Source organism: Azospirillum sp. B4 (genome assembly GCF_000333275.1).
Lineage (GTDB): Bacteria > Pseudomonadota > Alphaproteobacteria > Azospirillales > Azospirillaceae > Nitrospirillum.
The window spans coordinates 1-15,948 of the sequence record NZ_BACU01000260.1 but is presented as its reverse complement, the minus strand read 5'-3'; the positions used below and the strand labels follow the sequence as shown (position 1 = coordinate 15,948).

Here is a 15,948-nt window from a genome sequence, read left to right as displayed (position 1 = left end):
TCAGCCGTCCGCCAGCAGGGACGAGGCGACGTTGATGTATTTGCGACCCGCCTCCCGCGCGGCCTGGACGGCGCTTTCCAGCGTTTCCGTCTTCCGCACGCTGGCCAGCTTGATCAGCATGGGCAGGTTCACGCCCGCGATCACCTCGACCTTGGCGCGGTCCATGATGCTGATGGCCAGGTTGGAGGGCGTGCCGCCGAACATGTCGGTCAGGACGACGACACCGGCGCCACTGTCGCATTCGGCGACCTTGGCCAGGATGTCCTCCCGCCGCTTTTCCATGTCATCTTCCGGCCCGATGCAGACCGCGCGCACCTGCGGCTGTTCCCCCACCACATGCTGGAGGGCCAGTATGAACTCCTCGGCCAGGCGGCCGTGGGTCACGAGGACCATACCGATCATCGGGTCTCCCTATTGACGACAAGCGCGGGCTCCGGGGACACGCCGGACCGGTCCAATTCCCGGTGGGCGACGCCCACCCGGGAGCCCTGGGTTTGCAACCATGCCGCCAGCCGGTTGGCGACAAAGACGGAGCGGTGGCGGCCCCCGGTGCACCCCACGGCGATGGTGAGGTAGCGCTTGCCCTCGCTCATGTAGCGGGGCAGCAGGGGGGCCAGCAAGCGGGTCAGGTTATCGAAGAAGGCGGAATAATCCCCGTCCTTCTCGATGAAGGCGCCCACGGCCGGGTCGTTGCCGGTCAGGGGACGCAAATCAGCGTCCCAGTGGGGGTTGTCGAGGAAGCGCACATCGAACACCAGGTCGGCCTCACGCGGGACGCCGTGGCGGAACGAGAAGCTGGTCACGAAGACATGCAGCGACGGCGCCGTGTCCAACCGGAAGTGTCCACCCAGCAGACGCCGGACATCGTGAATGGAAAGCTGGGTCGTGTCGACGACCACGTCGGCGTTGTCACGCAAGGGCCACAGCAGACCGCGCTCACGCGCGATGCCGTCGGGCACGGGGCGGTCGGTGGCCAGCGGATGCGGCCGGCGGGTCTCGGTGTAGCGCCGCTGCAGCGTCTCGTCCGACGCCTCCATGAACAGCAGGCTGACGGCGCGGCCGGTGGCGTGGCGCAAGCGCTCCAGCTCCGCCAAAACGGCGTCGGCGGAGAAGTCGCGGGTGCGGCTGTCGATGCCGATGGCCAGCGGCCGGTCGCTGGCCTGTTCCACCAGATGGGTCAATAGCGACAGGCGCAGGTTGTCCACCGCCTCGTACCCCAGGTCTTCCAGCGCCTTCAGCGCCGTGGACAGGCCGGCGCCGGACAGGCCGGTGATCACCACCACCGGCGGCAGGCTGGGCTTTTCCTGGGTGGGGACACTCATGCCGCGACCCCCTCGAAGCAGTCGGGGCCGAAAGAGTCGGGACCGAAAAAGCCGGAATCGAAGGCCGCGGGCACCAGGGGCGATCCCGCCGCCAGTGCCGCCAGCGCCAGGCGCAGCGCGGCGGGGGCGGACGCGGCGAAGGGCCACAGCGCGACGCGGGGCAGCGGAACGCCGGCCAGGGTCAGCAGGTCCGCGTCCGGCAGGCGGGGCACGGCGGTCGCCGCCACAAGGTCGACCACCAGGCGCACGGGGGCGGACGGCACGGACGGTGCCGGCAGGATGCCGACACCGCGCACCTCGATCAGGCCGGCCAGACGCCGGGGCGCGGTCGCGGTCAGCAGGGGAAGGGAAGCGTCGGCGGTGAGGATAACCTGGTCGTCGGCCACCAGCCGGGCACCCGCATCCACCAGGCGCAAGGCCAGGTCGGACTTGCCCGATCCGGACGGTCCCCGCAGGAGGACGCCGGCACCGCCAACACTGACACAAGTGGCATGGACGCGGATCATGGTCGAGGGAAGGTGCGACCGATGGTCCCCCCTGTCAATGGCATGACGCGCATGCGGGGTCCCCCCGGACCCGCCCCCCTTACTCATCGCCCCCCGCTTCCGTCCGCTTGCGCCGGCCCGCCCCACCCCGCGGCCCCCGCGCCTGGGATATGGGATACCCTTCCTCGCCGCCGGTTTTACCAGAAGCGCCCCAGGGGCGCAAAGCCGGGCACCCCCTGTTTTTGGCGGCGCAACATGCAGGCCCGGCAATTGCCAACGACGCGCAACGGTGAACGGGGCTAGACTGGCCCCGTCCACAACGGCGAAGTGAACGCCACCCTTGGATGATCAGGGTCGGGCCCCATATCCTTGATCGCCCGCCTCAGGTCCCGTCTTTCCGGCCGACGCCCGGTTGCGCCGCACCAAGGCGCGACGCACCATGGATCAGCAGCGCCGGGGGCCGGCGGCGCCATCGGTCACCAACAACAGGTTCCCCCATGCCCGACAGCACGCCCCAGGTCCCGCCCCGCCCGCCCGGCCCCGCCAGCCAGCCGCACAAGCGGGTCAATCTGGCGCTGCAGGGGGGTGGATCGCATGGCGCCTTCACCTGGGGCGTGCTGGACCGCCTGCTGGAGGATGGCCGGTTGGAGGTCGAGGCCATTTCCGGCACCAGCGCCGGCGCCATGAACGCCGTGGTCATGGCCCATGGCTATGGCAAGGACGGCCGCGACGGCGCCCGCCAGGCGCTGCGCGCCTTCTGGACCAAGGTGGGCGAAGCCGGCCGCACCTCCCCCCTGCAGCGCAGCTGGCTGTCGCGCCTGCGGGGCAGCTGGCGGGTGGACGACAGCCCGGGTTATGCTTTCATCAACCTGATGAACATGGTGGTCTCGCCCTATCAGAGCAATCCGCTGGGCATCAACCCGCTGCGCCGCATCCTGGAGGACCTGGTGGATTTCGACCAGGTGCGCTTCGCCGCCGGCATCGACCTGTACCTGTCCGCCACCAATGTGGAGACGGGCAAGGTCAAGATATTCCGCAACCGCGACATCACGGTGGACGCCGTGCTGGCCTCGGCCTGCCTGCCCCAGATGTTCCAGGCGGTGGAAATCAAGGGGGAGTATTTCTGGGACGGCGGCTTCATGGGCAACCCGTCGCTGTGGCCCATCGCGTATGAGAATGAGAGCCACGACATCATCGTGGTGCAGATCAACCCGCTGATGCGCAAGGGCGTGCCCAAGACCCCGTTCGAGATCGCCGACCGGGTGAACGAGATCACCTTCAACGCCTCGCTGATGCGCGAGATGCGGTCCATCCGCTTCGTCTCCCGCCTCATCGACTCGGGCGATCTTCAATCCGACCAGTACAAGGCCCTGCGCATGCACGTCATCGAGAATGACGAGGCCCTGGCCGACATGCACGCCAGCAGCAAGCTGAACGCCGAGCCGGAGTTTCTGCAGTACCTGTTCACCAAGGGGCGGGAGACGGCGGATTGCTGGCTGGCCGCGACCTACGACAAGGTGGGCGTGGAGACCAGCATCGACATCGTCCACGACTACCTGTGAGCCCTTGGCCTCAAGATCCCTCGGCCTCAAGGCCCCTTGGCCGGCGGGCCCGCATGGCTATATGATCCCCCCATGGTCGAGACGCGCCCCACCTCTTCCCGCCTGGGCGGGCTGATCCCCGATGGTTCGGGGCGGAACTCCATCCTGGTTCCGCCGACGGCGCCCACGCGCGCCGTGCAGAAGGCGAAGCCCGGCAGCCGCTGGCCCACCGCCCGTGAACTGGCGGGCCTGATGGTCAATGGCATCCTGACCCTGCCCGCGCGCTATCGCCGCGGCATGTTCCTGGATGTGTTGTTGTAGTCAGGCGTTCCCGTGCCGTGGCGCCGGGCGCGGCCATATGGCGGCGCCGGGCTTGTCCTCAGCTTCCTATCCACTTCGCCTCCGGAAAGGTCCGGCGGCGCTTTTGGCGTAAACGGGGGTCGCGTCCTATCGGGGCGCTCCTTGATTAGGCGATTTCTTTAATTAGAATAATTCCAATAAAGCCGATTTGCGGATAAGATGGCGCGGTCACCGTCCCCTTGAAGACGCACCCCCATGACCCTGCCCAGCCTCAAGCAACTGCGCTATCTGGTGCACCTGTACGAGCACCGGAATTTCAGCCGCGCGGCGGAGGCGTGCAACGTCACCCAGGCCGCCCTGTCCTCCGGCATCCAGGAGCTGGAGGCCCTGTTGCGCCTGCGCCTGGTGGAACGGACACGGCGCATGGTGGCCTTCACCGCCATTGGCGAACAGGTGGTGGAGAAGGCCAGGGAGATGCTGCGCGTGGCGCAGGACCTGGGCAACATCGGCCACGGCGATGGCGCGTTGGCGGGCGTCCTGCGGCTGGGCATCATCCCCACCATCGGGCCCTTCCTGCTGCCCCGGCTGCTGCCCAAGTTCGCCGGCAGCTACCCTTTGCTGGAATTGCACGTGCGGGAGGAGTTCAGCGCCGGGCTGTGCACCGCGCTGGGCCGGGGCGATCTGGACTGCGCCATCCTGGCCCTGCCCTATCCCTGCGCCGCGCTGGATTACGATGCCCTGTTCGACGACCCGCTGATGCTGGCCTTCCATGCGGACGACCCGGTGGGTTGCCAGCCGACGCTGGATGAGGCCGGCTGGATCGACCGCCTGCTGCTGCTGCCCGACGGGCACTGCCTGCGCGACCATGCCCTATCCCTGTGCGGGCGCGCCGACCTGGAGCGCCAGGCCATGTCCGCGTCCACCCTGCAGACCCTGGTCCATCTGGTCGACAACCGCCTGGGCGTCACCCTGCTGCCGGAGATGGCGGTGCAGGCGGGCCTGTTGAACGGCCTGCACGTGGCCACCCGGGCCCTGCCCGACCCGGACGCCAAGCGCCGGATCGTGCTGGCCTGGCGCAGCGGCGCGGCCCTCAGCACCACCTACCAACGCCTGGCGCAGGCAATCCGGGAAGCCCGGCGATAAATAATCGTGGCTGATATTCGCCCGCATTGCCGCACCGCACAAATCGTTAATTTGATGGTTCTGCGGATAATTAATAATTATACCGCAAATCCATTAACACCCCATGTGGGTTTATCTCATTATAGATTTCCCTATAAGAATATCGAATTAATTAGTTTGTTCCTTGTTTTTCAGCATGCTAGCTGCTGTCGCATCCCAGTCGTGACTTTTCCCAGAAGGGAGCACTTCGATGCACACGCGCGCCATCTCTTTCGTCATGCTGCTGTCGGCCACGTTGTCGCCCCTGGCCCTGTCCGTCGGCGCCCGCGCTGAAGACAGGCCCCAAGACAAGCCGATGACCAATCAGGATTGGTGGCCCGACCGGCTGGATCTCAGCCCCCTGCGCCAGAACGAGGCCGCGTCCAATCCCTATGGCGACGGCTTCAACTACGCCGAGGAATTCAAGACCCTGGATCTGCAGGCGGTGAAGAAGGACATCGACAAGGTCCTGACGACGCCCCAGGCCTGGTGGCCGGCGGACTATGGCAACTACGGCCCCTTCTTCATCCGCATGGCATGGCACAGCGCCGGCAGCTATCGCGTGGCGGACGGGCGCGGCGGCGCCAACGGCGGCGACCTGCGGTTCGAGCCGCGCAACAGCTGGCCGGACAACGTCAACCTGGACAAGGCCCGGCGCCTGCTGTGGCCCATCAAGCAGAAGTACGGGCGCAAGCTGTCCTGGGGCGACCTGATGGTGCTGACCGGCAATGTCGCGCTGGAAAACATGGGCTTCAAGACCCTGGGCTTCGCCGGCGGCCGCGTCGACACCTGGGAACCCGACCTGGTGTTCTGGGGCACCGAGAAGAAGTGGATGGGGGCGGAGCGCTTCGACGCCCAGCACCAGCTGAAGGGCCCCCTGGCCGCCACCCAGATGGGCCTGATCTACGTGAACCCGGAAGGCCCCAACGGCAACCCCGACCCCATCGCCGCCGCCAAGGACATCCGGCTGGCCTTTGGCCGCATGGCCATGGACGACGAGGAGATCGTGGCCCTGATCGCTGGCGGCCACACCTTCGGCAAGGCCCACGGCGCGCACGACGCCAAGTGCCTGGGCGAGGCGCCGGCGGCCGCGGGCGTGGAGAAGCAGGGCCTGGGCTGGGAGAACAAGTGCGGCACCGGCAACGGGGCCGACACCATCACCAGCGGCCTGGAAGGCGCCTGGTCCGCCAGCCCGATCACCTTCACCACCCAATACCTGGACAATTTGTTCGCCTTCGACTGGGTGCAGACCAAGAGCCCGGCCGGCGCCACCCAGTGGGAGCCCAAGGACAAGAGCGCCAGCGAACTGGTCCCCGACGCGCATGACCCGAACAAGCATCATCCGCCGATGATGTTCACGACGGACCTGTCGCTGAAGATGGACCCCGCCTTCCGCGTCATCGCCCTGCGTTTCCAGAAGAACCCCGACGAATTCGCCGCCGCCTTCGCCCGCGCCTGGTTCAAGCTGACCCACCGCGACATGGGCCCCCGCGCCCGTTACCTGGGCAATGAGGTGCCCAAGGACGTGTTCACCTGGCAGGATCCCGTGCCGGCGGCCGACTACGCTCCCATCGACGCCCAGGATGTGGCGGCGCTGAAGGCCAAGGTCCAGGCATCCGGCCTGACCGTGCCGGAACTGGTGCGCACGGCCTGGGCCTCGGCCTCCAGCTTCCGCGGCACCGATATGCGGGGCGGCGCCAACGGCGCCCGCATCCGGCTAGCGCCGGAGAAGGACTGGGCCGTCAACGACCCGGCGGAACTGAAGAAGGTCCTGGCCAAGCTGGAGGGTATCCAGGCCGACTTCAACCGGGCCCAGAAGGGCGGCAAGAAGGTATCGCTGGCCGACCTGATCGTGCTGGCCGGTGGCGTGGGGGTGGAGCAGGCGGCCAAGCAGAGCGGATATACGGTCGACGTGCCGTTCAAACCGGGCCGCACCGACGCCACCCAGGCGCAGACCGACGCCGCCTCCTTCGCCAACCTGGAGCCGGCGGCCGACGGCTTCCGCAACTACTACGGCAAGGGCAGCCGCCTGTCGCCGCCGGAAATGCTGGTGGACAAGGCCAACCTGCTGACCCTGACCGTGCCGGAGATGACGGTGCTGGTGGGGGGCCTGCGCGCCCTGAACGCCAATGAGGGGCAGTCGAGCGCCGGCGTGCTGACCAGCCATCCGGGGACGCTGGACAACGCCTTCTTCGTCAACCTGCTGGACATGGGCACCAAATGGACACCGTCCGCCAAGACCCCGGGGCTGTATGAGGGCCATGACCGGGCCAACAACAGCCTGAAGTGGACCGCCAGCCCGGTGGACCTGGTCTTCGGATCGAATTCGGAACTGCGGGCGGTGGCGGAGGTTTACGCCGCCGATGATGCGCGGGAGAAGTTCGTGAAGGACTTCGTCGCGGCCTGGACCAAGGTGATGGACCTGGACCGGTTCTGAGGCTTTTTTTCAAGTTCCCTCAACCGCCGGGCGCCCACGTCCGCGGGCTTGGCTGTCCTCGCTTTCCGGTCCGCTGACGCTTCCCGGAAAGCTCCGGCGGCCCCGGTCGGGGCCTACAGTGACCTGAGGCTCTGCCTCAGGTCACTGCGCGTATCGCATCCAGGAAGGCGCGGATCAGGGCAGGGTCCTTGTGGCCCGGCCTGTCCTCAACACCGGACGACACGTCCACCGCGTCGGCCCCGCTGATGCGGATGGCCTCGGCCACCGTGTCGGGCGTCAGGCCGCCGGACAGCATCCAGGGCTTGGACCAGCGCCGGCCGGTCAGCAGGGTCCAGTCGAAGGCGACGCCGTTGCCGCCCGGCAGGATGGAGTCCTTCGGCGGCTTGGCGTCGAACAGCAGGATGTCGGCGACCGCCTCATAAGCCGAGGCCGCGTCCAGGTCGGCGGCCGTTTCCACCTTCAGCGCCTTCATGACGGGCAGGCGGTGGGCGGCGCGGATGGCGGCCACCCGCTCCGGCGTTTCCGACCCGTGCAGCTGGATCAGGTCCAGCGGCACCTGGGCCAGCGCCTGGTCCAGGAAGTCATCGGTGGGATCCACGAACAGGCCCACGGTGCGCACGCCCGTGGGCACCATGCGCGCCAGTTCCGCCGCCAACGGCAGCGACACGTTGCGCGGCGACTTGGCGAAGAACACCAGGCCGAGATAGCGGGCACCACCGTCCACGGCCGCTTTCAGCGCCTCCGGGTGATTGATGCCGCAGATCTTGGCTTTGGTGGACATGTGTTCCCTCAAGCGCCGGGCGCCGGCATCCGCCGGCTTGGCTTGTCCTCAGTTTCCAGTCCGCTTCGCTCCCCGGAAACTTCCGGCGGCCCCGGTCGGGGCCTAGACGCGATGCGCTAAGTTCTTCAAGCGGCCAACTCGGTGACGATGCGCTGCGCGGCTTGGACGGGGTCGACGGCGTCGGTGATGGGGCGGCCGATGACCAGGTATGTCGCGCCCGCCGTCACGGCGGCGGCCGGGGTCATGATCCGCTTCTGGTCGTTGGCCGAGGCCCAGACGGGGCGGATGCCCGGCACCATCAGGGTGAAGTTGGGGCCCAGCTGGCGGCGCAGCATGGCGCATTCGTTGGGGGAGCAGACGACACCGTCCAGGCCCGCCACATGGGCAAGATCCGCCAGCAACGCCACCTGGTCGGCCACCGGCCGGTCCACGCCCACCGACGCCAGGTCCAGCACGCTCATGCTGGTCAGCACGGTGACGCCCAGCAGCTTGGGCCGGGGCACCCCCATCTGTTCCGCCATATCGGCGGCGGCATCGGCGGCGGCCCGCATCATGGCCGCCCCGCCCAGGGTGTGCAGGGTGATGAAGGCCGGGGCCAGTGGCATGACGGAACGGATGGCGCCCGCCACCGTGTTCGGGATGTCGTGCAGCTTCAGGTCCAGGAACAGGGGCAGGTCCAGCCCCTCGGTCACGGCCTGCACGCCCGCCGGTCCCGCCGCGCAGAAGAATTCCAGCCCCAGCTTGACGCCGCCGACATGGCCGGCCAGCCGCTGGGCCAGGGCACGGGCGGCGGGCGGCTCAGGCGTGTCCAGGGCGACGAAGGTGCGGCGGGCGGGCGTGATCATGGCGGGACGCATCTCCAGCGATGTCATTTCGATTGGATTTTAGAGGAGATACGGGATCCGACGCGCCAGCACATGCGCAATTATGCGCAAGGCGCCTGCGCGTTCGCGCATCAATCCAGGCTATTCCTCCGGCCGCCAGCCGCCCAGGGGATAGCGCCGCAGTTCATGGTAGGTGCTGCCCTGGCGGCCCAGCACGCTTTCATACAGGACGAAGCCGTCCACCGGGAACGGTCCCGCCTGGAACAGCCCATGCTGCTCCATCAGGCGGCCGACGCGGGCGGCGGGGGTTTCCCGGCCCAGGGTGGCCAGGGTGACATGGGGGCTGAACTTGCGCGTCTCGGCCTCCAGCCCCGCGCGCACCACCGCGCTCTCCACCTTGGCCTGCAGGTGGTCCAGCGCCGGCTCCGGCCGCACGCCGGCCCACAGGACGCGCGATTTCTCCCCCCGGCCGAACTGACCCAGCCCATCCAGGGTCAGGGTGAAGGGCGGCGCCACCACCAGGTCCAGCGCCTCGTCCACGTCCTGGGCGACACCCTCGTCCACCTCGCCGATGAAACGCAGGGTCAGGTGGTAGTTCTCCGCCGGCACCCAGCGGGCGCCCGGCAACCCGCCGGTCAGGCGAGACAGGGCGTCGCGCACGGCCTCCGGCATCGCCAACCCGACGAACAGGCGGATCATAGGCCTTTCCTTGATGCTGCCCCCGCCTTACGGGCAGGGGGTGGGGTTGGCGCGGTGCACGGCCTCGATCTCCGCCACCACGTCATCGCTGAGCTTAACGTCGAACGCGGCGATGTTGCTTTCAAGATTCGCCATGCTGGTCGCGCCGATGATGGTGCTGGTGACGAAAGGCTGACAGTGCACGTAAGCGATCGCCATCTGCGTCGGTTCCAGGCCGTGGCGGCGGGCGATGTCCAGATAGGCCTGGGTGGCGGCGTCCGCCCCCGGCCGGTCATAGCGGGAACCGCGGTCGTCGATGGCGCGGCGGGTGCCGGCGGGCATGGCGCCGTTCAGGTATTTGCCGCTCAAGGTGCCCGCCCCCAGCGGCGAATAGGCCAACAGGCCCACCTGTTCGCGCAGCGCCACCTCGGCCAAGTCGCCGTCGAAGGCACGGGACAGCAGGTTGTAGACGTTCTGAATGCTGGCGATGCGGGGCAGGCCCTGGCGCTCCGCCGCGCGCAGATAGGCCATGACGCCCCAGGCCGTCTCATTCGACACACCGACATGGCGGATCTTGCCGGCCGTCACCAAATCACCCAGCACGGCCAGGGTCTCCTCGATGGACACGCCACCGTCGGTGCCGAAATCGGGCGGGACGGGGCGCCCGAACAGGGGCAGCGGCCGTTGCGGCCAATGCACCTGGTACAGGTCGATGTAGTCGGTCCGGAGGCGGCGCAGGCTGGCGTCCACCGCCGCCACGATGTTGGCGCGGTCCAGCCGGTGTTCGCCACCGCGCACCCAGGGCGCCGGCGTGGGGCCAATGACCTTGCTGGCCAGGAAGACGCGGTCGCGCCGGCCGGTCCGGGCGAACCAGGTGCCGATGATCTCCTCCGTCCGGCCATAGGTGTCGGCCGCGGGCGGGATGGCGTACATCTCCGCCGTGTCGAAGAAGGTGATGCCCCGGTCGAAGGCGTGATCCATCTGCGCGTGGCCCTCGGCCTCCGTGTTCTGGCGGCCCCAGGTCATGGTGCCCAGGCAGATGGCGCTGACGGTGATGTCGGTGCGGCCGAGACGGCGGTATTCCATGGACGCGCTTCCTCAAAATCAGACGGACGGAAAAAGGTTAACACCCGTCATACGCGACGGCCGGTGCCGGGGAATAGCCCCGGCGATCCTGTGAAATCGTTATTTGCCGGCGCCCAGGGCCGCCAGCGCCTTGGCCACCACGGGCTTCAGCCCCCGGACCATGACGGCCACGCCGTCGCCGTTGGGGTGCATCCGGTCGGCTATGGTGAGCTTCGGGTCCAGCGCCACGCCATCCAGGATGAAGGGGTAGAAGGGCACGGCGTACCGCTTGGCGAGGTCCGGATAAATCCCGTCGAAGGCGGCGACATAGTCGGCGCCCAGGTTGGGCTGGGCCTTCATGCCGGCCAGGACGGCGGGGATGTGCCGGTCCCTCAACGTGGCCAGGATCTTGTCCAGGTTGGCGCGGGTGGATTTGGGATCGATGCCGCGCAGCATGTCATTGGCGCCCAACTCCACCACCACCAGGTCCGGCTTGTCACCCAGCATCCAGTCCAGGCCCGCCAGGCCGCCGGCCGAGGTCTGGCCGGAAACGGCGGTGTCGCCGACCGTGACGTCCAGGCCATCCCGGCGCAATGCCGCCTCCAGCTGGCGGGTCAGTCCCTGCCCCGGCGGCAGGTTGTAGCCGGCGGACAGGCTGTCGCCCAGGACCGCGACCTTGAGCGGGCGCGCCCCGGCCGCGCCGGTGGTGAGCCCCAAAACCAGCAGGGGGGCGAGAAGGAGGGCCAGAGGGAAGAAAAATCGCATTGCCGGTATCCCTGTTGAAATAAAAGGACCTCGGGCCATATCGGCTGAAGACCTTCAGCCCGAAAGCGCAGCACCCATGTCCCTTGTCCAGTCCGCCCTGGAATTGAACGGCCTGACCCTGACATTGGAAAGCGCCGCCGGGCGCGTCAACATCCTGAAAGGCATCGACCTTTCGATCCAGGCGGGGGAACGGATCAGCATCGTGGGGCCCAGCGGATCGGGCAAATCGTCACTGATGATGGTCATCGGCGGGCTGGAACGGCCCACCGGCGGCACGGTCACCGTGGCGGGCCAGACGCTGAACAGCCTATCGGAAGACCATCTGGCCCGCTTCCGCCGCGATCATGTGGGGATCGTCTTCCAATCCTTCCACCTCATGGGCGCGATGACGGCACTGGAAAACGTGGCCCTGCCCATGGAGCTGGCGGGCGAGGCCGACGCCTTTGAGCGCGCCCGCGACGGCCTGGCCGCCGTGGGCCTGGCCCACCGGCTGGACCACTATCCCGGCCAGCTGTCCGGCGGGGAGCAGCAGCGGGTGGCGCTGGCCCGCGCCTTCGCCCCCCGGCCCCGGCTGATCCTGGCGGATGAACCCACCGGCAACCTGGACCACGACACGGGCGAACAAATCATCCGCCTGATGTTCGACCAGGCGCGGCGCCACGGCACCACCCTGATCCTGGTGACCCACGACCCCGGCCTGGCCGCCCGCTGCGACCGCACCATCCGCCTGGCCGACGGCCGGGTGGTGGAAGACACCGCCGTGGCGCGCGCCGCCCCAGGTGAACAAAAAGGGGCGGATTGAGGCCGCCATGATCACCCTCACCGAACTGAAGCTGGCGGCCCGGCTGGCGCGGCGCGAACTGCGCGGCGGCATCCGGGGCTTCCGCATCTTCCTCTTGTGCCTGGCCCTGGGCGTGGGCGCCATCGCCGCCGTGCAGTCGGTGGCGGGCGGCATCCAGCGATCCCTGGTCCAGGACGGCCGCGCCATCCTGGGCGGTGACGCCAGCGTCCGCGTGCTGTACCGCGAGGCGACGGCGGACCAGCGCCGGTGGCTGGAAAGCCAGGGCACCGTGGCCGTCACCGCCGACATGCGGGCCATGGCGCGCAAGGCGACCGACCAGCCGGGCGCGAACGCCGATCCCGGGAAAACGGACCTGGGTGCCTCCGGCCTGGTGGAGCTGAAGGCGGTGGACGGGCGCTATCCCCTCTACGGCCGGCTGACCCTGACGGACGGCGGCAGCGACGTGCAGGGCCGCCTGGCGGCGCGCGACGGCGTCTTCGGCGCATTCGTCGACGACACGCTGGCCACCCGCCTGTCGCTGAAAACCGGCGACAGGCTGACCGTGGGCGACGCGACGGTGGAGGTGCGCGGCATCATCGACCATGAGCCGGACAAGGCGGGATCGGGCAGCATCGCCCTGGGGCCCCGCCTGATGGTGGCCATGGACGCCTTGCCCGCCACCGGCCTGGTGCGGCCGGGCAGCCTGGTCAACTGGTCCTACCAGCTGCGCCTACCGGAGGGGACGGACGCCGCCGCCTGGGCCAAGACCGTGGACAAGACCTTCCCCGACGCCGGCTGGCGGGTGCGCGACTTCACCAACGCCGCGCCGCAGCTGACGCGCTTCATCGACCGCCTGGCCCAGTTCCTGACCCTGGTGGGCCTGACCGCCCTGCTGGTGGGCGGGGTGGGCGTGGGCAACGCCGTGCGCAGCCACATGGACGCCAGCGTCCATTCCATCGCCACGCTGAAATGCCTGGGATCGCCCGCCCGCCTGATCTTCCAGGTCTATCTGCTGCAGATCCTGGCGCTGGCGGGGTTGGGCATCGCCGCGGGCCTGGCGCTGGGCGCCGTGCTGCCCCTGGCGGCCGGCCGGGCGCTGGCGGGCCTGCTGCCCATCACGGCGGAGATCGGCGTCTATCCCGGCCGCCTGGCGCTGGCCGCCCTGTTCGGCCTGGTGACGGCCCTGGTCTTCTCCCTCTGGCCGTTGGGCCAGGCGCAGGGTGTGCCGGCGGCCCGCCTGTTCCGCGAGGGATCGGCTGGACGGCGGGGCCGGCCGCCGGCGTGGGTGCTGGCGGCCCTGGCGTGGCTGGCGGCGGCCCTGGGATCACTGGCCGTGCTGACCTCCGTCGACCAGAAGCTGGCGGCCTTCTTTGTCTTAGGTGCCGGCGCCACCCTGCTGCTGTTCTTGGGTGCTGGCACCGGCATCACCCGGCTGGCCCGCCTGCTGCCCCGCCCCCGGCGGCCGGCCCTGCGCCTGGCGCTGACCAATCTGCACCGGCCGGGCAACCTGTCGGGCATGGTGGTGCTGTCCCTGGGCCTGGGTCTGACCGTGCTGGTGGCCGTTGCCCTGATCGAGGGCAATTTCCGCCGCGAGGTGGGCGAGAGCCTGCCGGCCAACGCCCCCAGCTTTTTCTTCGTCGACATCCAGCCGGACCAGTTGGACCAGTTCCGCCAGACGGTGCTGGCGGTACCCGGCGCGCACGATTTAGAAACCACGCCCAGCTTGCGCGGCACCATCGTGCGGGTGGAGGGCAAGCCAGCGCAGGAGCAGGTGCACGATCCCGACAAGAAATGGGTGGTCAACGGCGACCGGGGCGTCACCTACCAGGCGCAGGCCCCCGCCGGCGACAAGGTGGTGGCCGGCGCCTGGTGGCCGGCGGATTACAGCGGGCCGCCTGAACTCGCCATTTCCAAGGATGTGGCGCAGGCCTTCGGCATCGGCCCTGGCGCCCACATGACCCTGTCCGTCCTGGGCCGCGAGATCGAGGCGGAGGTGGCGGTGGTGCGTGACCTGGATTTCACCACCCTGGGCATCAACTTCACCCTGGTGATGAGCCCCGGCGTGCTGGAGCACGCGCCGCAGACCCACCTGGCCACGGTGCGCGCGCCGGCGGAGGATGAGGCCGCCATCCAGCGCGCCGTCATCAGCGCCTTTCCCAACATCACCGCCATCCGGGTGAAGGAGGCGCTGGCCACCGTATCCACCATCATCGTCAACATCGGCATGGCGGTGCGGGTGGTGGCGGCCGTGACCCTGGTGGCCGGGACCCTGGTGCTGGCCGGCGCCATCGCCGCCGGGCACCGCCGCCGCGTCTATGACGCCGTGGTGCTGAAGGTGCTGGGCGCCGCCCGCGTCACCATCCTGCGCACCTTCCTGATCGAGTATGGCGCCCTGGGCCTGGTGACGGCCGCCATAGCCGGCGCGCTGGGCACGCTGACCGCCTGGGCCGTGCTGACCAAGGTCATGAACATGAAGTGGGTTTTCCTGCCCGAGACCCTGGCGCTGACGGCCTTGCTCAGCACCGCCATCACCCTGGCCCTGGGCCTGGTCGCCACCTGGCGGGCGCTGAGCCAACCGGCGGCACCGCTGCTGCGGGAGGAGTGAGGCGTCTTCACGTTACTACGGATTTGTAGTAACATTTCCGTATGAAAAAGCGCTTCGTATGGGATCCGGACAAGGCGGCCAGCAATGCCCGCAAGCACGGCATCACCTTTGGTGCCGCCATCGTCGCTTTTGCGGACCCATTCGCGCTTACCGTCCAAGACCGTTTCGAAGATGGCGAGGAGCGGTGGCAGACCCTCGGCATCGCTGAGGGATACATGCTCCTCATGGTGGCCCACACCATCCGGGAGATGGATGAAAACGGCGAGGAGTTGGAAATCATCCGCATCATTTCGGCCCGCCGGGCCGATCGACAGGAAAGACGGCGCTATGAACAAGAAACTCGTTAGCGTGACCATCGATCTGGCCAATCCTCCACGCCTGACCGAAGAGGAAAAGGCCCAATTGCAGGCTTTGGCCGAGCGGCCGGATAGCGAAATCGACTTCAGCGACATTCCCGAGACGACGGATGAGTTCTGGAAGAACGCCGTGCGCGGCCGTTTCTTCAAGCCGACCAAGACGTCGACGACCGTGCGGATCGACAGCGACGTGCTGGCCTGGCTGCGGTCCCAGGGCAAGGGCTACCAATCCCGGATCAATGCCATTCTCAGGCGGGAGATGTTAGCCTCCCTCAAGGACGGCTGAGGAGGCGGTGATGAACCAGGAACAGGCGGTCAGCAAGCTGCGCGCCCATGAGGCCGAATTGCACCGGGCCGGGGTGGCGCATCTGTTCCTGGTGGCCAGCCCCACGGCGCAGGAGCCGAAGGATGCCGTGGACCTGTTCCTGGACAGCCACAACCCCCGCTTCAGCCTGATCGAACTGGCGGACATCCAGGACAAGGTGCGCGCCATCCTGGGCCGCCAGTCGGAGGTGACGACCCGCGACGGCCTGCATCCGCAGCTGAGGACCCGCATCGAGGCGGAAGCGCTGTGCGTGTTTTGAGCGATGCGACTGANACGCGGCGCAACGTCATCCTGCGGCTGGGCGACCTGAGGGAAATCCTGGACGGCATCAGCGGCATGACCGCAGGCATCGCCTACCAGGACTTCGCCGCCAGCTGGGGCCTGCAGCGGGCGGTGGAACGGTCGCTGGAGATGGTGTCCTTCTCCCGTCGGCAGCTGCCNGCCGATCTGATGGGGCGGAGCCCCATATCCCCTGCCGCCAGATCGCGCCATGGGGCGCTGCTGCAGCCCCCCGACCGCCGG

17 protein-coding genes are annotated in these 15,948 nt (G+C 68.5%); 9 read left to right on the top strand and 8 right to left on the bottom strand.

The window, feature by feature from the left end:
* From I55_RS10965 to I55_RS10955, 3 genes are read right to left on the bottom strand one after another with little or no spacing between them, the layout of a single operon-like run.
* The gene (locus tag I55_RS10965) at positions 1–402 is read right to left on the bottom strand and encodes a PTS sugar transporter subunit IIA (protein WP_044560590.1); all 402 of its coding nucleotides are present in this window, start codon (positions 400–402) and stop codon (positions 1–3) included.
* Positions 399–1,322, bottom strand: coding sequence for an RNase adapter RapZ (gene rapZ / locus I55_RS10960; protein ID WP_044560589.1), 924 nt, complete (start codon positions 1,320–1,322; stop codon positions 399–401). Before rapZ ends, I55_RS10965 begins: the two co-directional genes overlap by 4 nt.
* Positions 1,319–1,828: an HPr kinase/phosphorylase gene (locus tag I55_RS10955; RefSeq protein WP_044560588.1), complete on the bottom strand. Its 510-nt coding sequence runs from the start codon at positions 1,826–1,828 to the stop codon at positions 1,319–1,321. The genes rapZ and I55_RS10955 overlap by 4 nt, the downstream gene beginning before the upstream one ends.
* Before the next feature lie 476 nt (positions 1,829–2,304).
* On the opposite strand from I55_RS10955, the gene I55_RS10950 reads away from it, so the two are divergent.
* The 4 genes from I55_RS10950 to katG all read left to right on the top strand — a co-directional run bounded on the left by I55_RS10950 (position 2,305) and on the right by katG (position 7,246).
* On the top strand, positions 2,305–3,369 hold the full coding sequence (locus tag I55_RS10950; protein ID WP_044560587.1) for a patatin-like phospholipase family protein: 1,065 nt from the start codon (positions 2,305–2,307) through the stop codon (positions 3,367–3,369).
* Between the two features lie 72 nt (positions 3,370–3,441).
* Positions 3,442–3,669 carry a hypothetical protein gene (locus I55_RS10945; RefSeq protein WP_044560586.1) on the top strand — a complete coding sequence of 76 codons (228 nt, stop codon included), beginning with the start codon at positions 3,442–3,444 and terminating at the stop codon, positions 3,667–3,669.
* Between the two features lie 234 nt (positions 3,670–3,903).
* Positions 3,904–4,791: a hydrogen peroxide-inducible genes activator gene (locus I55_RS10940; RefSeq protein ID WP_044560585.1), complete on the top strand. Its 888-nt coding sequence runs from the start codon at positions 3,904–3,906 to the stop codon at positions 4,789–4,791.
* Positions 4,792–5,020: 229 nt separating this feature from the next.
* On the top strand, positions 5,021–7,246 hold the full coding sequence (gene katG / locus I55_RS10935; protein WP_044560584.1) for a catalase/peroxidase HPI: 2,226 nt from the start codon (positions 5,021–5,023) through the stop codon (positions 7,244–7,246).
* A gap of 136 nt (positions 7,247–7,382) precedes the next feature.
* Here katG and I55_RS10930 read toward each other — a convergent pair whose 3' ends face one another.
* The 5 genes from I55_RS10930 to I55_RS10910 form a co-directional block, all read right to left on the bottom strand.
* Positions 7,383–8,027 (bottom strand): phosphoribosylanthranilate isomerase, encoded by a 645-nt coding sequence (locus I55_RS10930; protein WP_044560583.1) that lies wholly within the window; start codon positions 8,025–8,027, stop codon positions 7,383–7,385.
* 125 nt (positions 8,028–8,152) lie between these two features.
* Complete coding sequence (pyrF, locus tag I55_RS10925) at positions 8,153–8,872, bottom strand: orotidine-5'-phosphate decarboxylase (RefSeq protein WP_044560608.1); 720 nt, start codon at positions 8,870–8,872, stop codon at positions 8,153–8,155.
* 120 nt (positions 8,873–8,992) lie between these two features.
* Positions 8,993–9,550, bottom strand: coding sequence for an RNA 2',3'-cyclic phosphodiesterase (gene thpR / locus I55_RS10920; RefSeq protein ID WP_044560582.1), 558 nt, complete (start codon positions 9,548–9,550; stop codon positions 8,993–8,995).
* Positions 9,551–9,577: 27 nt separating this feature from the next.
* Positions 9,578–10,615, bottom strand: a complete 1,038-nt coding sequence (locus I55_RS10915) for an aldo/keto reductase (RefSeq protein WP_044560581.1) — start codon at positions 10,613–10,615, stop codon at positions 9,578–9,580.
* A 99-nt stretch (positions 10,616–10,714) separates the two neighbouring features.
* A complete protein-coding gene (locus I55_RS10910) occupies positions 10,715–11,359 on the bottom strand; it encodes an arylesterase (RefSeq protein WP_044560580.1) in 645 nt (214 codons plus the stop codon).
* 76 nt (positions 11,360–11,435) lie between these two features.
* Here I55_RS10910 and I55_RS10905 point away from each other — a divergent pair, with 76 nt between their 5' ends.
* The 5 genes from I55_RS10905 to I55_RS10885 are packed head-to-tail and all read left to right on the top strand — an operon-like array spanning position 11,436 to position 15,685.
* The gene (locus I55_RS10905) at positions 11,436–12,161 is read left to right on the top strand and encodes an ABC transporter ATP-binding protein (RefSeq protein ID WP_044560579.1); all 726 of its coding nucleotides are present in this window, start codon (positions 11,436–11,438) and stop codon (positions 12,159–12,161) included.
* A gap of 7 nt (positions 12,162–12,168) precedes the next feature.
* Positions 12,169–14,745, top strand: a complete 2,577-nt coding sequence (locus I55_RS10900; RefSeq protein WP_044560578.1) for an ABC transporter permease — start codon at positions 12,169–12,171, stop codon at positions 14,743–14,745.
* 41 nt (positions 14,746–14,786) lie between these two features.
* Positions 14,787–15,092, top strand: coding sequence for a BrnT family toxin (locus tag I55_RS10895; protein ID WP_044560577.1), 306 nt, complete (start codon positions 14,787–14,789; stop codon positions 15,090–15,092).
* Positions 15,073–15,387, top strand: coding sequence for a BrnA antitoxin family protein (locus tag I55_RS10890; RefSeq protein WP_044560576.1), 315 nt, complete (start codon positions 15,073–15,075; stop codon positions 15,385–15,387). The genes I55_RS10895 and I55_RS10890 overlap by 20 nt, the downstream gene beginning before the upstream one ends.
* Before the next feature lie 10 nt (positions 15,388–15,397).
* Entirely contained in the window at positions 15,398–15,685 is a 288-nt protein-coding gene (locus I55_RS10885; protein ID WP_044560575.1) for a nucleotidyltransferase family protein, read from the top strand.
* Positions 15,686–15,948: the final 263 nt, after the last annotated feature.